General features: G+C 68.3%; 19 protein-coding genes and 1 pseudogene. 15 read left to right on the plus strand and 5 right to left on the minus strand.

What is annotated here, in order from left to right; all coding sequences use genetic code 11:
* From cobO to C0J29_RS10900, 5 genes and pseudogenes are all read left to right on the plus strand, one after another.
* On the plus strand, positions 1-624 hold the full coding sequence (gene cobO / locus C0J29_RS10880; RefSeq protein ID WP_065045828.1) for a cob(I)yrinic acid a,c-diamide adenosyltransferase: 624 nt from the start codon (positions 1-3) through the stop codon (positions 622-624).
* Positions 621-1,988 (plus strand): cobyrinic acid a,c-diamide synthase CobB, encoded by a 1,368-nt coding sequence (locus C0J29_RS10885; RefSeq protein WP_120792317.1) that lies wholly within the window; start codon positions 621-623, stop codon positions 1,986-1,988. Before cobO ends, C0J29_RS10885 begins: the two co-directional genes overlap by 4 nt.
* Before the next feature lie 20 nt (positions 1,989-2,008).
* A pseudogene (gene cobA, locus C0J29_RS10890) lies at positions 2,009-3,219 on the plus strand (uroporphyrinogen-III C-methyltransferase).
* A 22-nt stretch (positions 3,220-3,241) separates the two neighbouring features.
* Positions 3,242-4,834, plus strand: coding sequence for an MFS transporter (locus C0J29_RS10895; protein WP_120792319.1), 1,593 nt, complete (start codon positions 3,242-3,244; stop codon positions 4,832-4,834).
* 510 nt (positions 4,835-5,344) lie between these two features.
* Positions 5,345-7,087: a proline--tRNA ligase gene (locus tag C0J29_RS10900; protein WP_120792320.1), complete on the plus strand. Its 1,743-nt coding sequence runs from the start codon at positions 5,345-5,347 to the stop codon at positions 7,085-7,087.
* On the opposite strand, the gene C0J29_RS10905 is transcribed toward C0J29_RS10900, so the two are convergent.
* Positions 7,088-7,534 (minus strand): ferritin-like domain-containing protein, encoded by a 447-nt coding sequence (locus tag C0J29_RS10905; protein ID WP_065045823.1) that lies wholly within the window; start codon positions 7,532-7,534, stop codon positions 7,088-7,090. It lies immediately after the preceding gene.
* Positions 7,531-8,070: a hypothetical protein gene (locus C0J29_RS10910; protein ID WP_065045871.1), complete on the minus strand. Its 540-nt coding sequence runs from the start codon at positions 8,068-8,070 to the stop codon at positions 7,531-7,533. The genes C0J29_RS10905 and C0J29_RS10910 overlap by 4 nt, the downstream gene beginning before the upstream one ends.
* 195 nt (positions 8,071-8,265) lie before the next feature.
* Here C0J29_RS10910 and rimP point away from each other — a divergent pair, with 195 nt between their 5' ends.
* On the plus strand, positions 8,266-8,805 hold the full coding sequence (gene rimP, locus C0J29_RS10915) for a ribosome maturation factor RimP (protein WP_065045822.1): 540 nt from the start codon (positions 8,266-8,268) through the stop codon (positions 8,803-8,805).
* On the plus strand, positions 8,802-9,833 hold the full coding sequence (gene nusA / locus C0J29_RS10920) for a transcription termination factor NusA (RefSeq protein WP_065045821.1): 1,032 nt from the start codon (positions 8,802-8,804) through the stop codon (positions 9,831-9,833). The genes rimP and nusA overlap by 4 nt, the downstream gene beginning before the upstream one ends.
* A gap of 48 nt (positions 9,834-9,881) precedes the next feature.
* On the opposite strand, the gene lipY is transcribed toward nusA, so the two are convergent.
* On the minus strand, positions 9,882-11,183 hold the full coding sequence (gene lipY, locus C0J29_RS10925; RefSeq protein ID WP_120792321.1) for a triacylglycerol lipase LipY: 1,302 nt from the start codon (positions 11,181-11,183) through the stop codon (positions 9,882-9,884).
* A gap of 398 nt (positions 11,184-11,581) precedes the next feature.
* Here lipY and C0J29_RS10930 point away from each other — a divergent pair, with 398 nt between their 5' ends.
* From C0J29_RS10930 to C0J29_RS10965, 8 genes are all read left to right on the plus strand, one after another.
* Positions 11,582-11,833 carry a YlxR family protein gene (locus tag C0J29_RS10930; protein ID WP_306464256.1) on the plus strand — a complete coding sequence of 84 codons (252 nt, stop codon included), beginning with the start codon at positions 11,582-11,584 and terminating at the stop codon, positions 11,831-11,833.
* Between the two features lie 86 nt (positions 11,834-11,919).
* Entirely contained in the window at positions 11,920-14,766 is a 2,847-nt protein-coding gene (gene infB, locus C0J29_RS10935) for a translation initiation factor IF-2 (RefSeq protein ID WP_120792322.1), read from the plus strand.
* A 15-nt stretch (positions 14,767-14,781) separates the two neighbouring features.
* Positions 14,782-15,327 (plus strand): 30S ribosome-binding factor RbfA, encoded by a 546-nt coding sequence (gene rbfA / locus C0J29_RS10940; protein WP_065045818.1) that lies wholly within the window; start codon positions 14,782-14,784, stop codon positions 15,325-15,327.
* Positions 15,284-16,312, plus strand: a complete 1,029-nt coding sequence (locus C0J29_RS10945) for a DHH family phosphoesterase (protein ID WP_120792323.1) — start codon at positions 15,284-15,286, stop codon at positions 16,310-16,312. The genes rbfA and C0J29_RS10945 overlap by 44 nt, the downstream gene beginning before the upstream one ends.
* Before the next feature lie 5 nt (positions 16,313-16,317).
* Positions 16,318-17,652, plus strand: a complete 1,335-nt coding sequence (locus C0J29_RS10950; protein WP_120792324.1) for an MATE family efflux transporter — start codon at positions 16,318-16,320, stop codon at positions 17,650-17,652.
* A 344-nt stretch (positions 17,653-17,996) separates the two neighbouring features.
* The gene (locus C0J29_RS10955) at positions 17,997-18,896 is read left to right on the plus strand and encodes a carbohydrate ABC transporter permease (RefSeq protein WP_065045816.1); all 900 of its coding nucleotides are present in this window, start codon (positions 17,997-17,999) and stop codon (positions 18,894-18,896) included.
* Entirely contained in the window at positions 18,893-19,726 is an 834-nt protein-coding gene (locus C0J29_RS10960; protein ID WP_120792325.1) for a carbohydrate ABC transporter permease, read from the plus strand. The genes C0J29_RS10955 and C0J29_RS10960 overlap by 4 nt, the downstream gene beginning before the upstream one ends.
* Positions 19,723-21,033: an ABC transporter substrate-binding protein gene (locus C0J29_RS10965; protein WP_120792326.1), complete on the plus strand. Its 1,311-nt coding sequence runs from the start codon at positions 19,723-19,725 to the stop codon at positions 21,031-21,033. Before C0J29_RS10960 ends, C0J29_RS10965 begins: the two co-directional genes overlap by 4 nt.
* Positions 21,034-21,037: 4 nt before the next feature.
* Here the strand turns inward: C0J29_RS10965 and C0J29_RS10970 are convergent, their stop codons facing one another.
* Positions 21,038-21,436: a hypothetical protein gene (locus tag C0J29_RS10970; RefSeq protein ID WP_120792327.1), complete on the minus strand. Its 399-nt coding sequence runs from the start codon at positions 21,434-21,436 to the stop codon at positions 21,038-21,040.
* Positions 21,437-21,443: 7 nt separating this feature from the next.
* Entirely contained in the window at positions 21,444-22,193 is a 750-nt protein-coding gene (locus tag C0J29_RS10975) for an enoyl-CoA hydratase (protein WP_120792328.1), read from the minus strand.
* Positions 22,194-22,222 lie beyond the last annotated feature (29 nt).

The following is a 22,222-nucleotide window of genomic DNA, read 5'->3' on the forward strand; positions in this document are numbered from 1 at the left end:
ATGCCCCAGGGAAATCCGACCGCCGTCCCGAACGACGGCCTGACCACCCGGGCGCGGCGTAACACCCCGGTACTGGCGGTGCACACCGGCGAAGGCAAGGGCAAGTCGACGGCGGCGTTCGGAATGGCGTTGCGCGCCTGGAACGTCGGGATGAGTGTCGCGGTGTTCCAGTTCGTCAAGAGCGCGAAATGGAAAGTGGGGGAAGAGGCCGCTTTTCGGGAGCTCGGCCAACTGCATGAAAGCACCGGCGTCGGCGGCGCGGTCGAATGGCACAAGATGGGTTCGGGGTGGTCTTGGACACGCAAGTCGCGCAAGGCCGGCAGCGAACTCGACCATGCCGCGGCGGCCGCCGACGGGTGGGCCGAGATCTCGCGGCGTCTGCGGGAGCAGCGGCACGACTTCTATGTTCTCGACGAATTCACCTATCCGCTCAAGTGGGGCTGGCTCGATGTCGACGAGGTGGTGGCGACGCTGCAGGACCGCCCGGGTCAGCAGCACGTGGTGATCACCGGCCGTGACGCCCCGCCGCGCCTCATCGACGCCGCCGACCTGGTGACCGAGATGGGCAAGGTGAAACACCCGATGGACGCGGGCCGCAAAGGCCAGAAGGGCATCGAGTGGTGAGGCCGGCACCCGCCGTCGTCATCGCCGCCCCCGCATCGGGCAGCGGAAAGACCACGGTGGCAACGGGTTTGATCGGCGCGCTGCGCCGGGCCGGCCACCGGGTGGCGCCGTTCAAGGTCGGTCCCGACTTCATCGACCCCGGCTACCACACCCTGGCCGCCGGACGACCCGGCCGCAACCTCGACCCGGTGATGGTGGGGGACAAGCTCATCGGCCCGCTGTTCGGCCACGGCGTCCGCGGCGCCGACATCGCCGTGATCGAGGGCGTGATGGGCCTGTTCGACGGCCGGATCGGCCCGGACGCAACGGGCCCGGCCGCCGGCTCCACCGCGCACGTCGCGGGCCTGCTGGGCGCCCCGGTGGTTCTGGTGGTCGACGCCCGTGGTCAGAGCCACAGCATGGCCGCTCTGCTGCACGGCTTCTCTACCTTCGACCCGCACACCCGGATCAGCGGTGTCATCCTCAACCGGGTCGGGACGTCCCGGCACGAGTTGGTGCTGCGGCAGGCGTGCGAGCAGGCGGGTGTGCCGGTTCTGGGGGCGATCCCTCGCAACGCCGAATTGGAGCTTCCGACAAGGTATCTGGGACTGGTCACCGCCGCGGAGTACGGCCGCCACGCCCAGCGGGCGATCGAGGCGATGACGGATCTGGTGGCGCGCCACGTCGACCTGCCCGCGGTGGTGGCGGCCGCCGGCGGCCGGGTTGAGGACCCGCCGTGGGACCCGGCGGACGTGGTGAGCGCCGTCGGTCGGGACGTCCGCGTCGCCGTGGCCGCCGGCAAGGCGTTCACCTTCGGGTACGCCGAACACGCCGAGCTGCTGCGGGCCGCCGGCGCGCAGGTCGTCGAATTCGACCCGCTGAACGAAACCCTGCCCGAGGCGACCGACGCCGTGTTGCTGCCCGGCGGGTTTCCCGAGCAGTTCACCGCGGAACTGTCCGCCAACGACGTCGTCCGGCGTCAGATCGCCGAGTTGGCCGCCACGGGCGCGCCGGTGCACGCGGAATGCGCCGGCCTGATCTATCTGGCCGACGAACTGGACGGCTATCCGATGTGCGGGGTGCTGGCCGGGTCGGCGCGCTTCACCCAGCAGCTCACCCTGGGGTACCGGGACGCGGTGGCCGTCGCCGACTCGTCGCTGTTCGCGGCCGGACAGCGGGTGGTGGGCCACGAATTTCACCGGACCGCGGTCACGTTCGCCGACAGCTACCAGCCGGCCTGGGTCTACCGCGGCGGACCCGCCGATCGCCAGCACGACGGCGCCGTCCATGCCGGCGTGCACGCGTCGTATCTGCACACCCATCCGGCGGCGATGCCCGAAGCCGTGGCCCGCTTTGTCGCACAGGCCGCCAGGCCACCGGCCTAGCGCGACATTAAGCTTGCCCAGTGACCGAGAGCCCCTATCTGGTGGGACTGCGACTGACCGGCCGAAAGGTCGTCGTCGTCGGCGGCGGAGGTGTCGCTCAGCGCCGGTTACCCCTGCTGATCGCCAGCGGCGCCGACGTGCACGTCATCTCCCGCAGCGCCACCGCCGCGGTCGAGGCCATGGACGGGATCACCCTGTCACTACGGGAATACCGTGACGGCGACCTCGACGGAGCCTGGTACGCCCTGGCTGCCACCGACGAGCCGGAGGTGAACGCGGCGATCGTCGCCGAGGCTGAACGGCGTCATATCTTCTGCGTCCGCGCCGACATCGCAGTCGAGGGCACGGCGGTCACCCCGGCGTCCTTCAGCTACGCGGGGCTGTCCGTGGGTGTGCTGGCCGGCGGTGAGCACCGGCGTTCGGCGGCCATCCGGTCGGCCATCCGTGAAGCCCTGCAGGAGGGCGTCATCGCGGCCGAGGCCTCCGATGAGGTCCTGCGCGGTGGCGTGGCGCTGGTCGGGGGCGGCCCGGGCGACCCCGAACTGATCACCGTTCGCGGCCGCCGACTGCTCGCCCAGGCCGACGTCGTCGTTGCCGACCGGCTCGCTCCGCCGGAACTACTGGCCGAGTTGTCGCCGCACGTCGAGGTGATCGATGCCGCCAAGATCCCGTATGGCCGGGCGATGGCCCAGGACGCGATCAACGAGGTGCTGATCGAGCGGGCCCGGGCGGGCAAATTCGTGGTCCGGCTCAAAGGGGGCGACCCGTTCGTGTTCGCCCGCGGTTACGAGGAAGTCCTGGCATGCGCGGAAGCGGGGATTTCGGTGACCGTGGTGCCAGGTGTGACAAGTGCCATAGCCGTACCGGCTCTGGCGGGCGTTCCGGTGACTCATCGGGCCACAAATCACGAGTTTGTGGTGGTCAGCGGCCATCTGGCGCCCGACCATCCCGAATCGTTAGTGAATTGGGACGCTTTAGCAGCAATGACCGGGACCATTGTTTTGCTGATGGCGGTCGAACGCATCGAACTTTTTGTCGCCGCGCTGTTAAAAGGCGGCCGACCTGGGGATACTCCCGTGATGGTGGTTCAACACGGAACGACGGCAGCGCAGCAGACGTTGCGGGCGACCCTGGCGGACACGCCGGAGAAGGTCCGCGCAGAAGGGATTCGACCTCCCGCGATCATCGTTATCGGGCCGGTAGCGGCGTTCGGGGTTTAAACAATTCTTAAGATTACTGTAAGGTAACCCGCTATGACGGCTCTCAACGACTCAGAGCGGGCAGTCCACACTTGGACTGAGGGACGCTCGGAACGTTCGGCCCAGGAGCGTCCCACGCGAACAGTGGAGACCCCTTTGCAGCGCTTGAGCAGGTATTACCCGACGTGGCTACCCTCACGTCGGTTTATCGCCGCGGTTATCGCGATCGGCGGGATGCAGCTGCTGGCCACCATGGACAGCACGGTGGCCATCGTCGCGCTTCCTAAGATTCAAAACGAGCTCAGCCTGTCCGATGCGGGCCGTAGCTGGGTGATCACCGCTTATGTGCTGACCTTCGGCGGGCTGATGCTGCTCGGCGGCCGGCTCGGCGACACCATCGGGCGCAAGCGCACCTTCATCGTCGGTGTCGCGCTGTTCACCATCTCGTCGGTGCTGTGCGCGGTGGCTTGGGACGAGGTGACGCTGGTCATCGCCCGGCTGTCGCAGGGCGTGGGCTCGGCGATCGCCTCGCCGACCGGATTGGCGTTGGTCGCGACCACCTTCCCGAAGGGTCCGGCGCGTAATGCCGCGACGGCGGTCTTCGCGGCCATGACGGCGATCGGGTCCGTGATGGGCCTGGTGGTCGGCGGCGCGCTGACCGAGTACTCGTGGCGGCTGGCGTTCATGGTCAACGTGCCGATCGGCTTGGTGATGATCTACCTGGCCCGTACCGCGCTGCGCGAGACCAACCGCGAGCGGATGAAGCTGGACGCCGGCGGCGCCATGCTGGCCACCCTGGCGTGCACCGCCGCGGTGTTCGCCTTCTCGGTAGGCCCGGAGAAGGGCTGGCTCTCATTCACCACCCTCGGGTCCGGTGTGGTCGCAGTGGTGGCGGCCATCGCCTTCGCGATCGTCGAGCGCAGTGCGGAGAACCCGGTCATCCCGTTTGAGCTGTTCCGTGACCGCAACCGGCTGGTCACGTTCATCGCGATCTTCCTGGCCGGCGGCGTCATGTTCAGCCTGACGGTGTCCATCGGCCTGTACGTGCAGGACATCCTCGGCTACAGCGCGCTCGGCGCCGGCATCGGCTTCATCCCGTTCGTCATCGCCATGGGCATCGGTTTGGGCATCTCGTCGCAGCTGGTGTCGCGATTCTCGCCGCGGGTGCTGACGATCGGCGGCGGCTGGCTGCTGCTGGGCGCGATGATCTACGGCTCGTTGTTCATGCACCGTGGCGCGCCGTACTTCCCGAACCTGGTGCTGCCGATCGTGGTCGGCGGGATCGGCATCGGCATGGTCGTCGTCCCGCTCACCCTGGCTGCGATCGCCGGCGTCGGTTTCGACCAGATCGGCCCGGTCTCGGCGATGACGCTGATGCTGCAGAGCTTGGGCGGGCCGCTGGTGCTGGCCGTCATTCAGGCCGTGATCACCTCGCGGACGCTGTTCCTGGGCGGCACGACCGGCCCGGTGAAGTTCATGAACGACGCGCAGTTGCAGGCACTCGACCACGGGTACACCTATGGGCTGCTGTGGATCGCCGGAGCGGCCGTGATCGTCGGTATCGCCGCGCTGTTCATCGGCTACACGCCCGAGCAGGTTGCGCACGCTCAGGAAGTCAAGGAAGCGATCGACGCCGGAGAGCTGTAGGTCTTCGGTCTGCCAGCTTCGGCCTGCGAGCTTCGGCCGTAGGACCGTCCGCACGTCTCACTCGTCACACCAGTCCCTGGGAAAGTCGGGGGTCTGCCTGCCCGCCTACGCGCGACAAGTCAGGAGTCGCTACTTGGCGGGCGCAGGGTGCACCGACTGCCCGCCTACGCGCGACAGATCACGAGTCGCTACGAGGCGGGCACGCAGTGCACCGACTCCGCCATGGACCAGTGCGGCTGCTGTGACTGAGCCCCGGGCGATGGCACTGAGCCGCTAAACGCCGCGGCACCGACCCACCAAACGCCGTGGCACCGAGCCTCTGAACGCCGTGTCACCGAGCCGCTAAACGCCGTGGCACCGAGCCGGTAAACCGGCCGGCCCCTACTCGCGTTTCCGCTGCAATTTTGCAACCTCGATACAGCGCTGAGCGCCGCGCGTCGCCGAGTGCAGCCTCCGCCCGACACCCACGTGACGCGGGAAGCACCCAGCCCCCAAGTAGGCTTGCCGCCTGTGATCACCCGGATGTCCGAGCTGTTTCTGCGCACTCTGCGCGACGACCCCGCCGACGCGGAAGTCCCCAGCCACAAACTGCTGATCCGCGCCGGATACGTCCGACCCATCGCGCCCGGCCTGTACAGCTGGCTTCCGCTCGGCCTGAAGGTGCTGCGCAACATCGAGCGCGTCGTCCGCGAGGAGATGAACGTGATCGGCGGCCAGGAGATCCTGTTTCCCGCCCTGCTGCCGCGCGCACCCTACGAGACCACCAATCGGTGGACGGAATACGGCGACGGCGTGTTCCGGGTAAAGGATCGCCGCGGCAACGACTACATGCTGGGCCCCACCCACGAAGAGCTGTTCACCCTGACCGTCAAGGGCGAGTACAGCTCCTACAAGGACTTCCCGCTGACCCTGTACCAAATCCAGAACAAATACCGCGACGAGGCGCGTCCGCGCGCCGGCATCCTGCGCGGCCGCGAGTTCGTCATGAAGGACTCGTACTCCTTCGACCTCGACGCCGCCGGCCTCAAGGCCTCCTACCATGCCCACCGCGAGGCCTACCAGCGGATCTTCGAGCGACTGAACGTGCGGTACGTGATCGTGTCCGCGGTGTCGGGTGCGATGGGCGGCAGCGCCTCCGAAGAGTTCCTGGCCGAAAGCCCGATCGGTGAGGACACCTTCGTCCGTTGCGTGGAATCCGGCTACGCCGCCAACGTCGAAGCCGTCATCACCGCCCGCCCCGACGCGCAACCCACCGAGGACAAGCCCCCGGCCGAGGTCCACGACACCGGCGACACCCCGACCATCGCCACTCTGGTCGCCTGGGCAAACGAGGCGCTGGGCCGCACGGTGACCGCCGCCGACACCCTCAAGAACGTGCTGCTGAAGGTGCGCCAGCCCGGGGGAGACTGGGAACTGCTGGCCATCGGTGTGCCCGGTGACCGCGAGGTCGACGACAAGCGACTCGGCGCGGCGCTGGAACCGGCCGAGTACGCGTTGCTCGACGACGCCGACTTCGCGAAGTACCCGTTCCTGGTCAAGGGCTACATCGGCCCGAAAGCCTTGCGGGACAACGAGGTCCGCTATCTCATCGACCCGCGGATCGTCGACGGCACCAGCTGGATCACCGGCGCCGACGAGCCCGGGCGCCACGTTGTCGGCCTGGTCGCCGGCCGCGACTTCACCGCCGACGGCACCATCGAGGCCGCCGAGGTACGCGAAGGCGACCCCTCGCCCGACGGCGCCGGCCCGCTGGTGATGGCCCGTGGCATCGAGATCGGCCACATCTTCCAGCTCGGCCGCAAATACACCGACGCCTTCAGCGCGGACGTGCTGGGCGAGGACGGCAAGCCGGTGCGGCTGACCATGGGTTCGTACGGCATCGGGGTCTCGCGCCTGGTGGCCGTGGTCGCCGAGCAGCACCACGACGAGCTGGGCCTGCGCTGGCCGCCGTCGATGGCGCCGTTCGGGGTGCACCTGGTGATGGCCAACAAGGACCCTGAGGCCCGGCTCGGCGCCGCCAAGCTGGCCGCCGACCTGGACAAGATCGGGGTCGACGTGCTGCTTGACGACCGTCAGGCCTCGCCCGGGGTGAAGTTCAAGGACGCCGAGCTGCTCGGCGTGCCCTGGATCGTCGTGGTCGGCCGCGGCTGGGCCGACGGCCGAGTGGAGCTGCGCAACCGGTTCAGCGGGGAGACCAGAGAGCTGACGGTCGGCGATTCGCTCACCACCGACCTGGTCGCCGCCATCAGCTAGCTACTCGTTGCCGCCCGGGAACGTGGTGGTGATCGGCCAGCCGCCCAGCACCTTGTTCCACCGCGCGGCCAGCACAGCGCTCTGCGTCAGTGCGGTCGAGGCGAACGCCCGGTCCTCGGCGGTCTCGGCGTGCTCGACGACCGCCCGCCACGCCGTCGCGCCGTCGTTCTCCATGCGTGCCGCCAGCCGTGCCGCATCCGCCGGGCTGCCCACCGGTGACGGCAGCTGATACCCGGCGGCGGCCGGCGGCGGCGTGACCTTGCGGGCGCTCAGCATCGCGATGACATCGTCGCGGCGCTGACGGTGCTGATTGAGCGCCTCCACCACCAGGTCGTTGACGCTGGGGGGCGACAGCGCCGACACGATGCCGTAGCCGTAGATGGTGCCGTGCTCGACGGCCAGCGCATCGCTGAGGGCCGTGACGTCAGCGTCTTTGCCGCCGCTCATATCGACGGCCCCCCGGGAACCAGCGCAACCTCGCAGGACGCGGTGCACGACGCGGCGATCGAGGCGAGCAATCCGGCCCGATAGCCCGACGACGACGACACCAGGCGGTTGGCGTCCTCCGCCGACTTGCGCAGCGAATCGATCACGTCGGAAACCGGTGGCGGTGGCGGCGGCGGAGCCTCCGGCTCGGTCGGGCTGGTGGTCGGGCTGGAGCTGCTGGTTTCACTGGTGGAGGAGACGAGCTTGCCGGCGGCCCGCGCGATCTCGGTGGACAGCGCCCGGGCGTGCGCGGCGCGCTGAGTCGCGACCACGGTCAGCGCGGCCGCGATCTGCGGTGGGCTGCCGATCGCCCCGGCGGCCGAGGCGGCCAGCGCACTGTCGCGCCGGGCCTGGTCCAAAGGGCCCACCAATTCCTCGACGGCTGGAGTTTTCGGGGCCGACTCGCCGCAGGCGGTTGCCGCCACCCCGAGTGCGGCGAGAGCGGCACCACCGGCGAGCACACGCCGCCTGCTGATGACGGGTACTGCTCTGGGCACGTCCCACATCCTGCCATCACCGGGCACCGCGGCAGCGCCAGCCACGATGCCACCCGGCCCCGGCGAGACAACCACCGCGTCGTTGAACGGGCGTCAATAGCGGATCCTGGCGTATCGTTGGTAGCTGGCTCTCTGAGTTCGCTGTGAAAGCCGCGCTCAAGCGCATGACCGACAACTCAAGATGAGGAGCTCGCCGTGACCACCGGGCTACCTTCGCAGACGCAGGTGATCGAGCTACTGACCGGAGAGTTCGCGCGCGCCGGTTACGAGATTGAAGACGTGGTCATCAACAGCCGCACCCGCCCACCGCGCATCACCGTGATCGCCGACGGCGACACCGCCCTGGACCTCGATACCATCGCCGCACTGTCCCGTACCGCCTCGGATTTGCTGGACAGGCTGGACGGCGGCACGGGCGACAATTCGGACGCCTACATCCTCGAGGTCAGCTCGCCCGGCGTGGACCGCCCGTTGACCACCGAGAAGCACTTCCGTCGGGCGCGGGGCCGCAAGGTCGACCTGGCACTGGCGGACGGATCACAGCTGTCCGGACGGGTCGCTGATGCCATCGACGGCACGCTGTCGTTGGTGGTCCGCACCGGCCGGGATCTGGCCGTTCGCCAGATTCCTCTGGCGGACGTCGTCAAAGCTGTTGTGCAGGTTGAATTTTCGCCACCGGCCCGAGCGGAGCTGGAACTGTTGGGTCAGGCACAGGGGACGGAGGCCGGAGCATGAACATCGACATGGCCGCACTCCACGCGATCGAGGTGGACCGGGGCATCTCGGTCAACGAGCTACTCGAGACCATCAAGTCCGCGCTGCTCACCGCCTACCGGCACACCGAGGGCCACCAGTCGGACGCCCGCATCGAGATCGACCGCAAGACCGGCGTGGTCCGGGTGATCGCCCGTGAGACCGATGAAGACGGCAACCTGATCAGCGAGTGGGACGACACACCCGAGGGTTTCGGCCGCATCGCGGCGACCACCGCACGCCAGGTCATGTTGCAACGATTCCGCGACGCGGAGAACGAGCGCACGTTCGGTGAGTTCTCCACCCGCGAAGGCGAGATCGTCGCCGGCGTCATCCAGCGCGACAGCCGGGCCAACGCCCGCGGGTTGGTCGTCGTCCGGATGGGCACCGAAGCCAAGGCCTCCGAAGGGGTGATCCCGGCCGCCGAACAGGTGCCCGGTGAGAGCTACGAGCACGGCAACCGGCTGCGCTGTTACGTCGTCGGGGTCAGTCGCGGGTCCCGTGAGCCGCTGATCACCCTGTCGCGCACGCACCCGAACCTGGTGCGCAAGCTGTTCTCGCTCGAGGTCCCCGAGATCGCCGACGGTTCGGTGGAGATCGTGGCGGTGGCCCGGGAGGCCGGCCACCGGTCCAAGATCGCCGTCGCGTCCCGGGTGCCCGGTCTGAACGCCAAGGGTGCCTGCATCGGTCCGATGGGGCAGCGGGTCCGCAACGTGATGAGCGAGTTGTCCGGAGAGAAGATCGACATCATCGACTACGACGAGGACCCGGCCCGCTTCGTGGCCAACGCGCTGTCGCCGGCCAAGGTGGTCTCGGTGTCGGTGATCGACCCGAACGCGCGCGCCGCCCGGGTCGTGGTTCCGGACTTCCAGTTGTCGCTGGCCATCGGCAAGGAAGGGCAGAACGCCCGGCTCGCGGCCCGGCTCACGGGGTGGCGCATCGACATCCGGGGTGACGCGCCGGGTCAGCCGGAGGAGGGCGCGAGCCACGGGATGGCGCACGAGCACTAGAGCTTCGGCGCTGGCCGCTTGCCGAGCGCCCGGCCGCAGCGGTTCGGCTCAAATACCCAGCTCCCGCTCGATCTGCGGCCAGTAGCGCAGCCCGCCCGGGCTCAGCAGAACCCAGTCATGGAATCCGCCGGTAGCCAGGACGAAGCTGATCGGCGCCGATTGCGACACCGCGTTCTGCGCGAGGATGAACTGGTCCGGCGCGACCGGATCCAGGGAGCCCGCATAGACGTACGTCGGCGGCAGCCCCTCGAGGGACCCGAATAATGGGCTTACCAGCGGATCGGTCAGCGCAAGATCGCCGGCCCAAAGTTGGTTGGCCCGATAGATCCCGTTCGAGCGATCGGGAAGGAAGGGGTCGTCGATCAGGCCGAGGTTCGGATTGACCAGCCGTTGGTCCAGCAGTGGCGACAGCAGAACCATCGATCGCGGTACGGCCTGGTTGTGGGCCACCAGGTATTGGACGGCCGACAGTCCGATGGTTGCACCCGCGGAGTCACCCAACACGCTTACGTTGGATGCGCCGTGAGCCGCGATCTGCGTGGAGATGTAGCCGGCAACTCTGGGCACCACAGTGCCGGCCGTACCGCCTTGCTGGATCAGCGGGTAGATCGGCACCGCAAAGGTTGCGCCGGTCTGATACGCCATCACGGAATAGCCGAGCCAGTGGAAGATCATCGGCGGCCAGAGGAACGCGCCGCCGTGTAGTGCGACGACATAGTTGCCCGTCGGGTGAGCCGGCACGATCTCGACGACCTGCATCCCTTCATAGCTGGTGTAGCGGACCGTTTCGCCCAGCAAAGTCGTCAGGAGGCGCGGTGGCGAGTCGCTGAAGAGCGGGTTCAAGAGGCCGCTGACAAACAGCTGCTGAACTGGGGAATTCAGTACCCCGAGTTGGTCATATATTCCGGACCAGGTCAGGAAGGCTTTCACCGGCCGCAACGCGGCAGTTTCCAGACGCGTGAGCAGCGACTGCGTGCCGCTGAACCTGGGGGTTTCCCCGGCCGGGACCGGTTCGATGGCCGGTGACCCGAAGATCTCGGTCCAAATCGAGTTTCCCAGCGCTGAAAGATTGGCGGCTTCCGCGCCCAGAAAGGATTCCGCACTCATCGTCAGCGTCGCGATGAAACGGGACTGAAAAGCCGCTGCCTGGGCGCTGAGTGCCTGAAATTCCCAACCGTGGCCCGAGAACAGCTTCACTACGGCCGCTGACACCTCATCGGCGGCAGCCGCAAGCACCCTGGTGGTCGAGGTTGCGGCCGCCGCGTTGGCCTCGCCAAGCCTCGATTCGATGATCGCCAGTTCCGCTGCCGCCGACCCCATCAGTTCCGGCGCCGCAATCACATAGGACATGTCATGAAACCCTTTACGTCGGCCGAGGTCGCGCCCATGGTGTGACCAGGTCTTGCGCAACCCAGCCTCACTCCGGTCGACGAATTGCTCCGCAGTAGTCGGCTACTGAATCGAGATCGGGCAATCGAAGAAACACTGAACCCGGCCTGACCGGGCGTTGGGCCCCTGGGTGCGTCGAGCGCACGTACGTGCCGACCTCGAAGATCATCTGGTGTCGGGCGCGCGTGCCCGCGTCGACGCGGGTGGTTCGGACCACCGGTCGGGTGACGCTAGACTGAGCCGTGATCCAGCGCGAGCCTTCGGCCTCGGCGCGCCAACGCCCGGACAACCCCAGCGGACCGGTGCGGACGTGTGTCGGATGCCGGAAGCGAGAGCTGGCCGTCGAACTGCTTCGAGTGGTGGCTCGGTCGGCCGGGAACGGCAACTACGCCGTAATCGTTGACCCTGCCGGAAGCCTGCCGGGGCGAGGTGCGTGGTTGCATCCCGGCCCGAAGTGCGTACAAGAAGCGATTCGGCGGCGAGCTTTCACCCGCGCGCTGCGCATCACCGGTTCACCGGATACATCCGCGGTGATCGAGCACGTCAGCTCCCTGGCGGGCTCGTCCACCAAGGCAACAGAACAGGTAGCAACGAACATGAGCACACCGTGAAGTCCCGATGACTCCCACTTCGATGCGTTACAGCTAACCCCCGAGGCGCGGCCCAACCGCTTGTCGCCTCTTAGACAGGAGATGTAGTGGCAGGTAAGGCCCGCGTACACGAGTTGGCTAAGGAACTCGGTGTCACCAGCAAGGAAGTTCTCGCCCGACTGACCGAACAGGGCGAATTCGTCAAATCGGCATCATCCACGGTGGAAGCACCCGTGGCCCGGCGGCTCCGCGAGTCGTTCGGCGGCAGCAAGCCCCCCGCCGGGGCGACCAAGACGCAATCAGGCCCTCCGGCCGGCGCGCAGCCGGCGGCCAAGCCCGCCGAGAAGGTCGCAGCCTCGGCAACCGATGCGGCACTCGACCGCGCGCTGGACAAGGCCGTCGGCAACGGCGCCTCCACCAGTGCTCCCGCCAAGCCGGCGGCGCCTGGCCGCCCGGCCACCCCGGCTCCGCAGGCACCTCCGGCTGCTCCGGCCGCCCCGGCTGCTCCCGCCGCCAGGGCCAAGCCCGCGCCGCCGGCCCCGCCGGCCCCCGGTCCCGCGGCAGCCGCGCCAGGACAGGCGCCGGCCCCCCAGGCTCCGCAACCGGGCGCGACACCCGGGCCGCGTCCGGGTCCCATGCCCAAGCCCGGCGTTCGCACACCCCGCGTCGGCAACAACCCGTTCTCCTCGTCACAGCCGGTGGACCGGCCGATTCCGCGTCCGCACCCGCAGGCTCCGCGCCCCGGCGCACCCCGGCCGGGCGCGCCCCGACCGGGCGGCGCGTCGCCCGGCAGCATGCCGCCGCGTCCCGGTGGCGCCTCCGGCGGACCTCGTCCGCCGCGTACCGGCGCACCCCGGCCCGGCGGTGCCCGCCCCGGTGGCGGCGGTCCCGGCGGCGGTGGCGGCGGTGGTAACTACCGCGGCGGCGGCGGTGTCGGCGCGGCACCCGGCGGTGGCGGCGGCTTCCGGGGTCGTCCCGGTGGTGGTGGCCCCGGTGGTGGCGGTGGCGGCGGCGGCCGTCCCGGTCAGCGCGGTGGCGCGGCCGGTGCCTTCGGTCGTCCCGGTGGCGCGCCGCGGCGTGGCCGCAAGTCCAAGCGGGCCAAACGCGCCGAATACGAGAACATGCAGGCCCCGGTCGTCGGCGGCGTGCGGTTGCCGCACGGCAACGGCGAGACCATCCGGCTGGCCCGCGGCGCATCGCTGAGCGACTTCGCCGACAAGATCAACGCCAACCCGGCCGCGCTGGTGCAGGCGCTGTTCAATCTCGGCGAGATGGTCACGGCCACCCAGTCGGTCGGTGACGAGACGCTCGAACTGCTGGGCAGCGAGATGAACTACAACGTTCAGGTCGTCAGTCCCGAGGACGAGGACCGTGAGCTGCTGGAATCCTTCGATCTCACCTACGGCGAGGACGAAGGCGGCGAAGAGGACTTGCAGACCCGTCCGCCGGTGGTCACCGTGATGGGTCACGTCGACCACGGCAAGACGCGCCTGCTGGACACCATCCGTAACGCCAGCGTCCGCGAGGGCGAGGCCGGTGGCATCACCCAGCACATCGGCGCCTACCAGGTCGGCGTCAACTTCGAGGGCAGCGAGCGGCTGATCACCTTCATCGACACCCCCGGTCACGAGGCGTTCACCGCCATGCGTGCCCGCGGTGCCAAGGCCACCGACATCGCCATCCTGGTGGTCGCGGCCGACGACGGCGTCATGCCGCAGACGGTGGAGGCCATCAACCACGCGCAGGCCGCCGACGTGCCGATCGTGGTGGCGGTCAACAAGATCGACAAGGAGGGCGCCGACCCGGCCAAGATCCGTGGTCAGCTCACCGAATACGGGCTGGTGGCAGAGGATTTCGGCGGCGACACGATGTTCGTCGACATCTCGGCCAAGCAGGGCACCAACATCGAGGCGCTGGAAGAAGCGGTGCTGCTGACCGCCGACGCCGCCCTGGACCTGCGGGCCAACCCCGACATGGAGGCCCAGGGTGTGGCCATCGAGGCGCACCTGGACCGCGGTCGCGGTCCGGTGGCCACCGTGCTGATCCAGCGCGGCACGCTGCGGGTCGGCGACTCGATCGTCGCCGGCGACGCGTACGGCCGCGTCCGCCGGATGGTCGACGAGCACGGCGAGGACGTCCACGAGGCATTGCCGTCGCGCCCGGTGCAGGTCATCGGCTTCACGTCGGTGCCCGGTGCCGGTGACAACCTGCTGGTCGTCGACGAGGACCGGATCGCCCGCCAGATCGCCGACCGGCGCAGCGCGCGCAAGCGCAACGCACTGGCGGCCCGCAGCCGCAAGCGGATCAGCCTGGAGGACCTGGACTCGGCGCTGAAGGAAACCAGCCAGCTGAACCTGATCCTCAAGGGCGACAACGCCGGTACCGTCGAGGCGCTGGAAGAGGCCCTGATGGGCATCGAGGTGGACGACGAGGTGGCGCTGCGCGTCATCGACCGCGGTGTCGGTGGCATCACCGAGACCAATGTCAACCTGGCCTCGGCATCGGACGCCATCATCATCGGCTTCAATGTGCGGGCCGAGGGCAAGGCGACAGAGCTGGCCAACCGCGAAGGCGTCGAGATCCGCTACTACTCGGTGATCTACCAGGCCATCGACGAGATCGAGAAGGCCCTGCGCGGCATGCTCAAGCCGATCTACGAGGAGAACCAGCTGGGCCGTGCGGAGATCCGCGCGATCTTCCGGTCCTCCAAGGTGGGCGTCATCGCCGGTTGCATGATCACCTCCGGGGTGGTGCGCCGCAACGCCAAGGCCCGGCTGTTGCGGGACAACATCGTGGTGACCGAGAACCTGTCGATCCACTCGCTGCGGCGGGAGAAGGACGACGTCACCGAGGTCCGCGAGGGCTTCGAATGTGGTCTGACGCTGGGTTACTCGGACATCAAGGAAGGCGACATCATCGAGTCCTTCGAGCTCGTGCAGAAGGAACGGTCATGACCGGGCCGGAGCAGCATGGCTGATCCCGCCCGGGCACGCCGGCTGGCCAAACGGATCAGCACGATCGTCGCTTCGGCGATCGAGTACGAGATCAAGGATCCGGGGCTGGCCGGGGTGACCATCGTCGACACCAAGGTCACCAACGACCTGCACGACGCGACGGTCTACTACACGGTGATGGGCCGCACGCTGGACGACGAGCCCGACTATCCCGGCGCCGCCGCGGCCCTGGACCGGGCCAAGGGCGTGCTCCGTACCAAGGTCGGGGCGGGCACCGGTGTGCGCTTCACCCCGACCCTCACGTTCACCCGCGACACGACGTCGGACACGGTGAACCGGATGGAAGAGTTGCTGGCCCGTGCGCGCGCAGCGGATGCTGATCTGGCGCGCGTTCGGGTGGGTGCGAAACCGGCAGGGGAGGCCGACCCGTACCGTGAGAGTGGGTCGGCGGCCGAACCGTCGACCGCCGGGGGACTTGGCAGTGCTCGAGGCATCGAAGCTGGAGTCACCGATGACAATGATCAATCGCAAGATCAATCGCAAGATCGATCCGAAGATTGAGCTGACCGGCATACCGCGCCTCAACGGGGCGCGCGTCGACGCAGCCGGCGCCGTGGAGCTGCTGTCGGCCGCCGAGTCAGTGGCGGTGGTCTGTCACGTCCATCCCGATGCCGACACCATCGGCGCTGGGCTGGCGCTGGGCATGGTGCTCGACCGGTGCGACAAGCGGGTTCAAGTGAGCTTCGCCGCGCCTGCCGAACTGCCCGAGTCGCTGCGCTCGCTGCCCGGCTGCGACCTGTTGGTCGGCCCCGACGACGTGCGTCGCGACGTCGACCTGGTGGTGACCGTCGACGTGCCCAGCATGCACCGGCTCGGCTCGCTGCAAGACCTGGCCGCCGACGACCGGCACCTGCTGGTCATCGACCATCACGCGTCCAATGGACTGTTCGGCACCGCGAACTACGTGGACACCTCCGCGGATTCGACCACGATGATGGTCGCCGAGATCCTCGACGAGTGGGGCAAACCGATCGACCGGGCGGTGGCGCACTGCATCTACGCCGGGCTGACCACCGACACCGGGTCGTTCCGCTGGGCCAGCGCGCGGGCGCTCCGGCTCGCCGCGCGTCTGGTGGACCTAGGGGTGGACAATTCCGCCGTCAGCCGGTCGTTGATGGACAGCCATCCCTTTGCCTGGTTGCCGATGCTGTCCCGGGTGCTCGGCACCGCTGAGCTGCTCCCGGAGGCGGCCGGTGGCCAGGGGCTGGTCTACGCGGTGGTCGATCACCACGAATGGCTGAATTCCCGCTCGGAGGAAGTCGAGAGCGTGGTCGACATCGTGCGCACTACGCAGCAGGCCGAGGTGGCAGCGGTGTTCAAGGAAGTCGAACCACGGCGCTGGTCGGTCTCGATGCGGGCCAAGTCGATCGACCTGGCCACCGTGGCGATGGGATTCGGCGGCGGCGGGCACCGCTTGGCGGCGGGCTATTCCACCACCGGCTCAATCGACGACGTGGTGGCGGCACTGCGCGCGGCGCTCGACTAGCGGCCTTGCGCGACGGCGGGCCCGACCCCGGCCGGCCGGTTGCCGGGGGCCGGCAGATCGCGGCGCTGGCCCTGCCGGCCCTGGGTGTGCTGGCCGCGGAACCGCTGTATCTGCTCTTCGACACCGCCGTGGTCGGGCGGCTGGGAGCGGTGGCACTGGCCGGCCTGGCCATCGGCAGCCTGGTGCTCGGGCTGGTCAGCACCCAGTTGACGTTCCTGTCGTACGGCACCACGGCCCGCGCGGCGCGCTACTTCGGTGCGAGCGAACGGACCGCCGCCGTCAACGAAGGTGTGCAGGCGACGTGGCTCGGCTTGGGACTGGGCGCGGCGATCGTCCTCGTCGTACAGGTGGCCGCGGTCCCGGTGGTGTCGGCGATCGGGTCCAGTGACCAGATCGCATCCGCGGCCCTGCCCTGGTTGCGCATCGCCATTCTCGGCGCCCCGGCGATCCTGGTCTCGCTGGCCGGGAACGGCTGGATGCGCGGCGTGCAGGACACCGTGCGCCCGTTGCGCTACGTGGTCGCGGGGTTCGTGGTCTCGGCGCTGCTGTGCCCGGTGCTGGTGTACGGCTGGCTCGGCCTGCCGCGGCTGGGTCTGTCCGGCTCGGCGGTCGCCAACCTGACCGGCCAGTGGCTGGCGGCGGTGTTGTTCGGCGGCGCGCTGCTGGCTGAGCGGGTCCCGCTGCGACTCGACCGTGCCGCCCTGCGGGCCCAACTGGTGATGGGGCGGGACCTGATCCTGCGCAGCATGGCCTTTCAGGTCTGCTTCGTCTCGGCCGCCGCGGTGGCGGCGCGATTCGGAGCCGCCGCGCTGGCCGCCCACCAGATTGTGTTGCAGCTGTGGACGTTTCTCGCGCTGGTTCTCGATTCGCTAGCCATTGCCGCGCAGTCGCTGGTGGGGGCGGCGCTGGGGGCCGGTGACGCCGCGCACGCCAAGTGGGTCGCATGGCGGGTGACGTGGTTTTCACTCCTGGCGTCCGGCCTCCTGGCCGTCGCCTTCGCGTTGGGTGCTTCGGTGTTGCCGGGCCTGTTCACCGACGACCGCTCCGTCCTTGCAGCGGTGACTGTCCCCTGGTGGTTCATGGTGGCCCAATTGCCCATCGCGGGAATCGTTTTCGCGTTGGACGGGGTGTTGCTCGGGGCCGGGGACGCCGCCTTCATGCGTACCGCCACTGTGGCCGGCGCGCTGCTGGGATTCCTGCCGCTGATCTGGTTGTCGCTGGCCTACGGATGGGGGTTGACGGGAATCTGGTCCGGACTGACCACCTTCATGGTGTTGCGGTTGGCCTTCGGTGGCTGGCGGGCGCTGTCCGGGCGATGGGCGGTCACCGGGACGGCGTGATATCGCTGGGGTTTCCCCGACCCTCCGCGAGATTGCCGTGGCGGTCGCGATTGAGCACCTCATCGCAGCCCTGACGGCAATCTCGGCGCTGACGCCCCTCGACCCCGGCGCTGACGCCCCTCGACCCCGGCGCTGACGCCCCTCGACCCCGGCGAGATTGCCGTGGCGGTCGCGTTTGAGCACCCCATAGCAGCCCTGACGGCAATCTCGGCTCTGGCGTCCCTCGACGCCGGCGCTGGCGCCCCCAAACCTCCGCGAGATTGCCGTGGTGGTCGCGATTGAGCACCTTATCGCAGCCCTGACGGCAATCTCGGCGACACACCCCCGGGGCTACACTCACGCCCGTGAGGACGACGCAACGGACCCGGCGCCGGCCCTGGAGTGATTACGCGCTGTTCGTCGTGCTGGTCGGCCCCAATGTGGCGCTGTTGTCGTTGTTCATCTACCGGCCGCTGGCCGACAACATCCGGCTGTCCTTCTTCGACTGGAATATCTCCGACCCACAGGCCGAATTCATCGGGCTGTCGAACTACGCGGAGTGGTTCACCCGGTCGGACACAGTCCGCATCGTCCTAAATACCGCGGTGTTCACCGTGGCGGCGGTGGTCGGCTCGATGGTGCTGGGGTTGGCGCTGGCGATGTTGCTCGATCAACCACTGCGCGGTCGAAACATCGTGCGCTCCACGGTTTTCGCCCCGTTCGTGATCTCCGGAGCGGCGGTGGGGCTGGCCGCCCAGTTCGTCTTCGACCCGCACTTCGGTCTGATCCAGGACCTGCTGCGCCGCGCGGGTTTCGGGGTGCCCGATTTCTACCAGGACGCGCACTGGGCGATGTTCATGATCATCGTCACCTACATCTGGAAGAACCTCGGCTACACGTTCGTCATCTACCTGGCCGCGTTGCAGGGAGTGCGCCGAGACTTGTTGGAAGCGGCCCAGATCGACGGCGCCGGCCGGTGGACCACGTTCCGGACGGTGACATTGCCCCAGCTGCGTCCCACCACGTTCTTCCTGTCGATCACCGTGCTGATCAGCTCACTGCAGGTTTTCGACGTCATCAACGTCATGACCCGCGGCGGCCCGGAGGGCACCGGCACCACCACCATGGTGTACCAGGTCTACGTCGAGACCTTCCGCAACTTCCGGGCCGGCTACGGCGCCGCGGTCGCCACCCTCATGTTCCTGGTGCTGCTGGCCATCACCTACTACCAGGTGCGGGTGATGGACAGGGAGCAGCACCAATGAGCGGCGACCGTGCGCGCCCGGCGCGTCTGCTCGGATATGCGGCGATGCTCGTCGTGGTCGCGCTGATCGCCGGACCGCTGACGTTCGTGTTCTTCACCTCGCTCAAAGAGCAGCCCGACGTGTACTCGCAGCCGACCACCTGGTGGCCGCCGCACTGGCATCCGCAGAATTACCGCACTGCCACGCAACAGATTCCGTTCTGGACCTATGTGCGCAACTCGGTGATCATCACGACCGCGCTGGCGGCGGTGAAGTTCGTCCTGGGCGTGCTCAGCGCCTTCGGCCTGGTGTTCGTGCGGTTCCCCGGCCGCAATGTGGTCTTCCTGGTGATCATCGCCGCACTGATGGTGCCCAACCAGATCACCGTGATCTCCAACTACGCACTGATCTCGCAACTGGGTCTGCGCAACACCTTTCCCGGCATCATCCTGCCGCTGGCCGGCGTCGCGTTCGGAACCTTCTTGATGCGCAACCATTTTCTGTCGCTGCCCACCGAGGTGATCGAAGCGGCCCGGATGGACGGCGCGCGATGGTGGCAACTGCTGCTGCAGGTCGTGTTGCCGATGTCGGGACCCACCATGGTGGCCTTCGGCGTCATCACCGTCGTCAACGAATGGAACGAATACCTGTGGCCGTTCCTGATGTCCGATGACGAGTCGGTGGCGCCGTTACCGGTAGGACTGACGTTCCTGCAGCAGGCCGAAGGAGTCACCAACTGGGGCCCGGTGATGGCGGTGACGCTGCTGGCGATGCTGCCGATCCTGCTCATCTTCATCGTCTTGCAGCGACAGATGATCAAAGGTCTCACCTCGGGCGCGGTGAAGGGGTGACGGTGCTGAACCGCAGAGGGTTCCTGGCACTGGCTGCCGCCGGTGCGACGGCCGGGTGCGCGGGTCTGGGCGACCGCAGCCCGGTCAAGTCCGGCAACGGCCCAATGACGTTCTGGTCCAACCATCCTGGGCTGTCCACCGCGGTGGAGCGTGAGCTGATCAACCGTTTTCAAGCTGAGTTCCCGGACCTGAAGGTCAAGTTGATCGATGCCGGCAAGGACTACGACGAGGTAGCGCAGAAGTTCAATGCCGCGCTCATCGGCGCCGATGTGCCCGATGTCGTTGTGCTGGATGACATCTGGTGGTTTCACTTCGCGCTGAGCGGTGTGCTGGCCCCGCTGGACGAATTGTTCCGGCAGGTAGGCGTGGACACCGGGGACTACGTGGACTCACTGTTGGCGGACTACGAATTCGGCGGTCACCACTATGCGGTGCCGTATGCGCGGTCGACGCCGCTGTTCTACTACAACAAGGCGGTGTGGGAACGGGCCGGGCTGCCGGACCGCGGGCCGAGCTCCTGGCCGGAGTTCGACGAGTGGGGGCCGCGGCTGCAGAACGTCGTCGGCGCCGGCAATCTGGCCCACGGCTGGGCGAATTCCGAGGCGATCTCCTGGACCTTCGAAGGGCCGAACTGGGCGTTCGGCGGAGCGTATTCCGACCAGTGGGCCCTGAAGTTCACCGACCCGGCGACCATCGCGGCAGGAACCTTTCTGCGCGAATCGATTCACGGCAAGCGGTATGCCGCGATCGCCAACAACGTCGCCAACGAATTCGCCACCGGCATCCTGGCCTCCGCCGTCGCCTCGACGGGGGCGCTGGTCGGTATCACCGCCGCAGCCCGGTTCGATTTCGGGGTGGCGCCCCTGCCGACCGGCCCGGGCGGAGCGCCCGCCTGCCCGACCGGCGGTGCCGGGCTGGCGATCCCGATGAAGCTGTCCGACGAGCGAAAGCTCAACGCGCTCAAGTTCATCGCGTATATCACCAGTCCGCGCAACGCCGCCTATTTCAGTCAGCACACCGGTTACCTGGCGGTGCGGAAGTCAGCCGCCAGCGATCCCAGCCAGCAGCAGTATCTGGCCGACAACCCACGTGCCCGGGTGGCTTTCGATCAGTTGCCGCACACCCGTCCGCAGGACTACGCCCGCGTCTTCCTTCCCGGTGGTGACCGGATCATCGCGGCCGGGCTGGAGTCGATCGGCCTCAAAGGGGCTGACGTCGGTGCCACGTTCGGCAGCGTCCAGAAACAACTGCAGGTGATCTACAACCGGCAGATCAAGCGCAAGCTCTCCGGCTTTCGGCACGGCTGACCGGTCACGCCGGCTTCCCGGTCGGTACCGCATCCAACCAAAGCCACAGTGCCACAAGAAAAGTCACCCCCACCACGGTCAGGCCGAGTCCCGGCCAAACGCACATCACCGATCGGCGTATCCCGGCGATCACCGACCCGATGACGGCGAGCAGCAGTCCAGCCACGATGCCGCCCACCACGACGGCGACCCCGGTGGTGACGCCGCCGTAGAAGTGATCGACCGCGGCGCTGTCGCAGTTGTCGCTGCACCCGGGCAGCATCAGCCACATCGCCGGCCCCAGCGCGCCGACGAAAGCCAGTGCACTGGCCACGAATTGCGCCACGAACAGCACGACGGTGAACACGACGTCCGCGCTCGACCGCCGCCATACGGCGCGCGGGGGAACCGGCTGCTGCGTCACCGGGCGGTCAACGCACCTGCGAACGTCCGCGCTGCAGCACCGCCTCACGGTTGGCCGCGATGTCGTCGCCGCTGGTGCGGAACTTCCGTGCCGCAGCGGCTTCCAGCCACAGGCCGCCGCCGATCTGGGCGTCGTCGATGTGGTGGTACGACGCCAGCAGTGCGCGCACCGCATCCTGATTGTTGCCGACGATGGAGGCCGCGACACCGCGGGCGGCGGGCAGCAGTTGGTCGTGGGCCACCACCTCGGTGACCAGCCCGGCGCGCAGTGCGTCGGCCGCCGAGAGGTAGTCCCCGGTCATGCTCATCCGGCGGGCCAGGCCGACGCCGACCTTCTGCGGCAGCCGCACGCTCAGCCCCCAGGTGGGCAGCAGACCGACCCGGGCGTGCGTGTCGGCGAAGCGAGCATGCTCGGAGGCGATCAGAATGTCGCAGTACAGCGCGAGCTCGAGTCCGCCGGTGACCGCGGCTCCGTTGATGGCGCCGATCACCGGTTTGGTCAGGGCCGGCCACCGTGGCGAGATGTCGGGGAGGGCGGTCTGCCCGCCCAGCTCCTTGAGGTCCAGCCCAGCGCAGAACACCGGGTCGGCGCCGGTGACGATGATGACGTCCACGCCATCGTCGGTCTCGGCTTCGGCCAGAGCTCCGAAGAACTGGTCGCGCAGCGCGGCGGAGAGCGCGTTGCGGGACTGCGGACGGTTCAGTGTCAGGGTGCGCACCCGCTCGTCGGTGTCGATCAGCAGGATCTCGTCGGTCATGGCTCTTACCGTAGCCAAGAATCGTAGCC

Origin of the sequence: Mycobacterium paragordonae, from assembly GCF_003614435.1 — a bacterium.
Lineage (GTDB): Bacteria > Actinomycetota > Actinomycetes > Mycobacteriales > Mycobacteriaceae > Mycobacterium > Mycobacterium paragordonae.

Excerpts from the sequence above, each read along its gene's own strand:
- cobO (WP_065045828.1), top strand. The coding sequence starts at position 1 with ATGCCCCAGGGAAATCCGACCGCCGTCCCGAACGACGGCCTGACCACC.
- C0J29_RS10895 (WP_120792319.1), top strand. The coding sequence starts at position 3,242 with ATGACGGCTCTCAACGACTCAGAGCGGGCAGTCCACACTTGGACTGAG.
- C0J29_RS10905 (WP_065045823.1), bottom strand. The coding sequence starts at position 7,534 with ATGAGCGGCGGCAAAGACGCTGACGTCACGGCCCTCAGCGATGCGCTG.
- nusA (WP_065045821.1), top strand. The coding sequence starts at position 8,802 with ATGAACATCGACATGGCCGCACTCCACGCGATCGAGGTGGACCGGGGC.
- lipY (WP_120792321.1), bottom strand. The coding sequence starts at position 11,183 with ATGTCCTATGTGATTGCGGCGCCGGAACTGATGGGGTCGGCGGCAGCG.
- rbfA (WP_065045818.1), top strand. The coding sequence starts at position 14,782 with ATGGCTGATCCCGCCCGGGCACGCCGGCTGGCCAAACGGATCAGCACG.
- C0J29_RS10945 (WP_120792323.1), top strand. The coding sequence starts at position 15,284 with ATGATCAATCGCAAGATCAATCGCAAGATCGATCCGAAGATTGAGCTG.
- C0J29_RS10960 (WP_120792325.1), top strand. The coding sequence starts at position 18,893 with ATGAGCGGCGACCGTGCGCGCCCGGCGCGTCTGCTCGGATATGCGGCG.
- C0J29_RS10975 (WP_120792328.1), bottom strand. The coding sequence starts at position 22,193 with ATGACCGACGAGATCCTGCTGATCGACACCGACGAGCGGGTGCGCACC.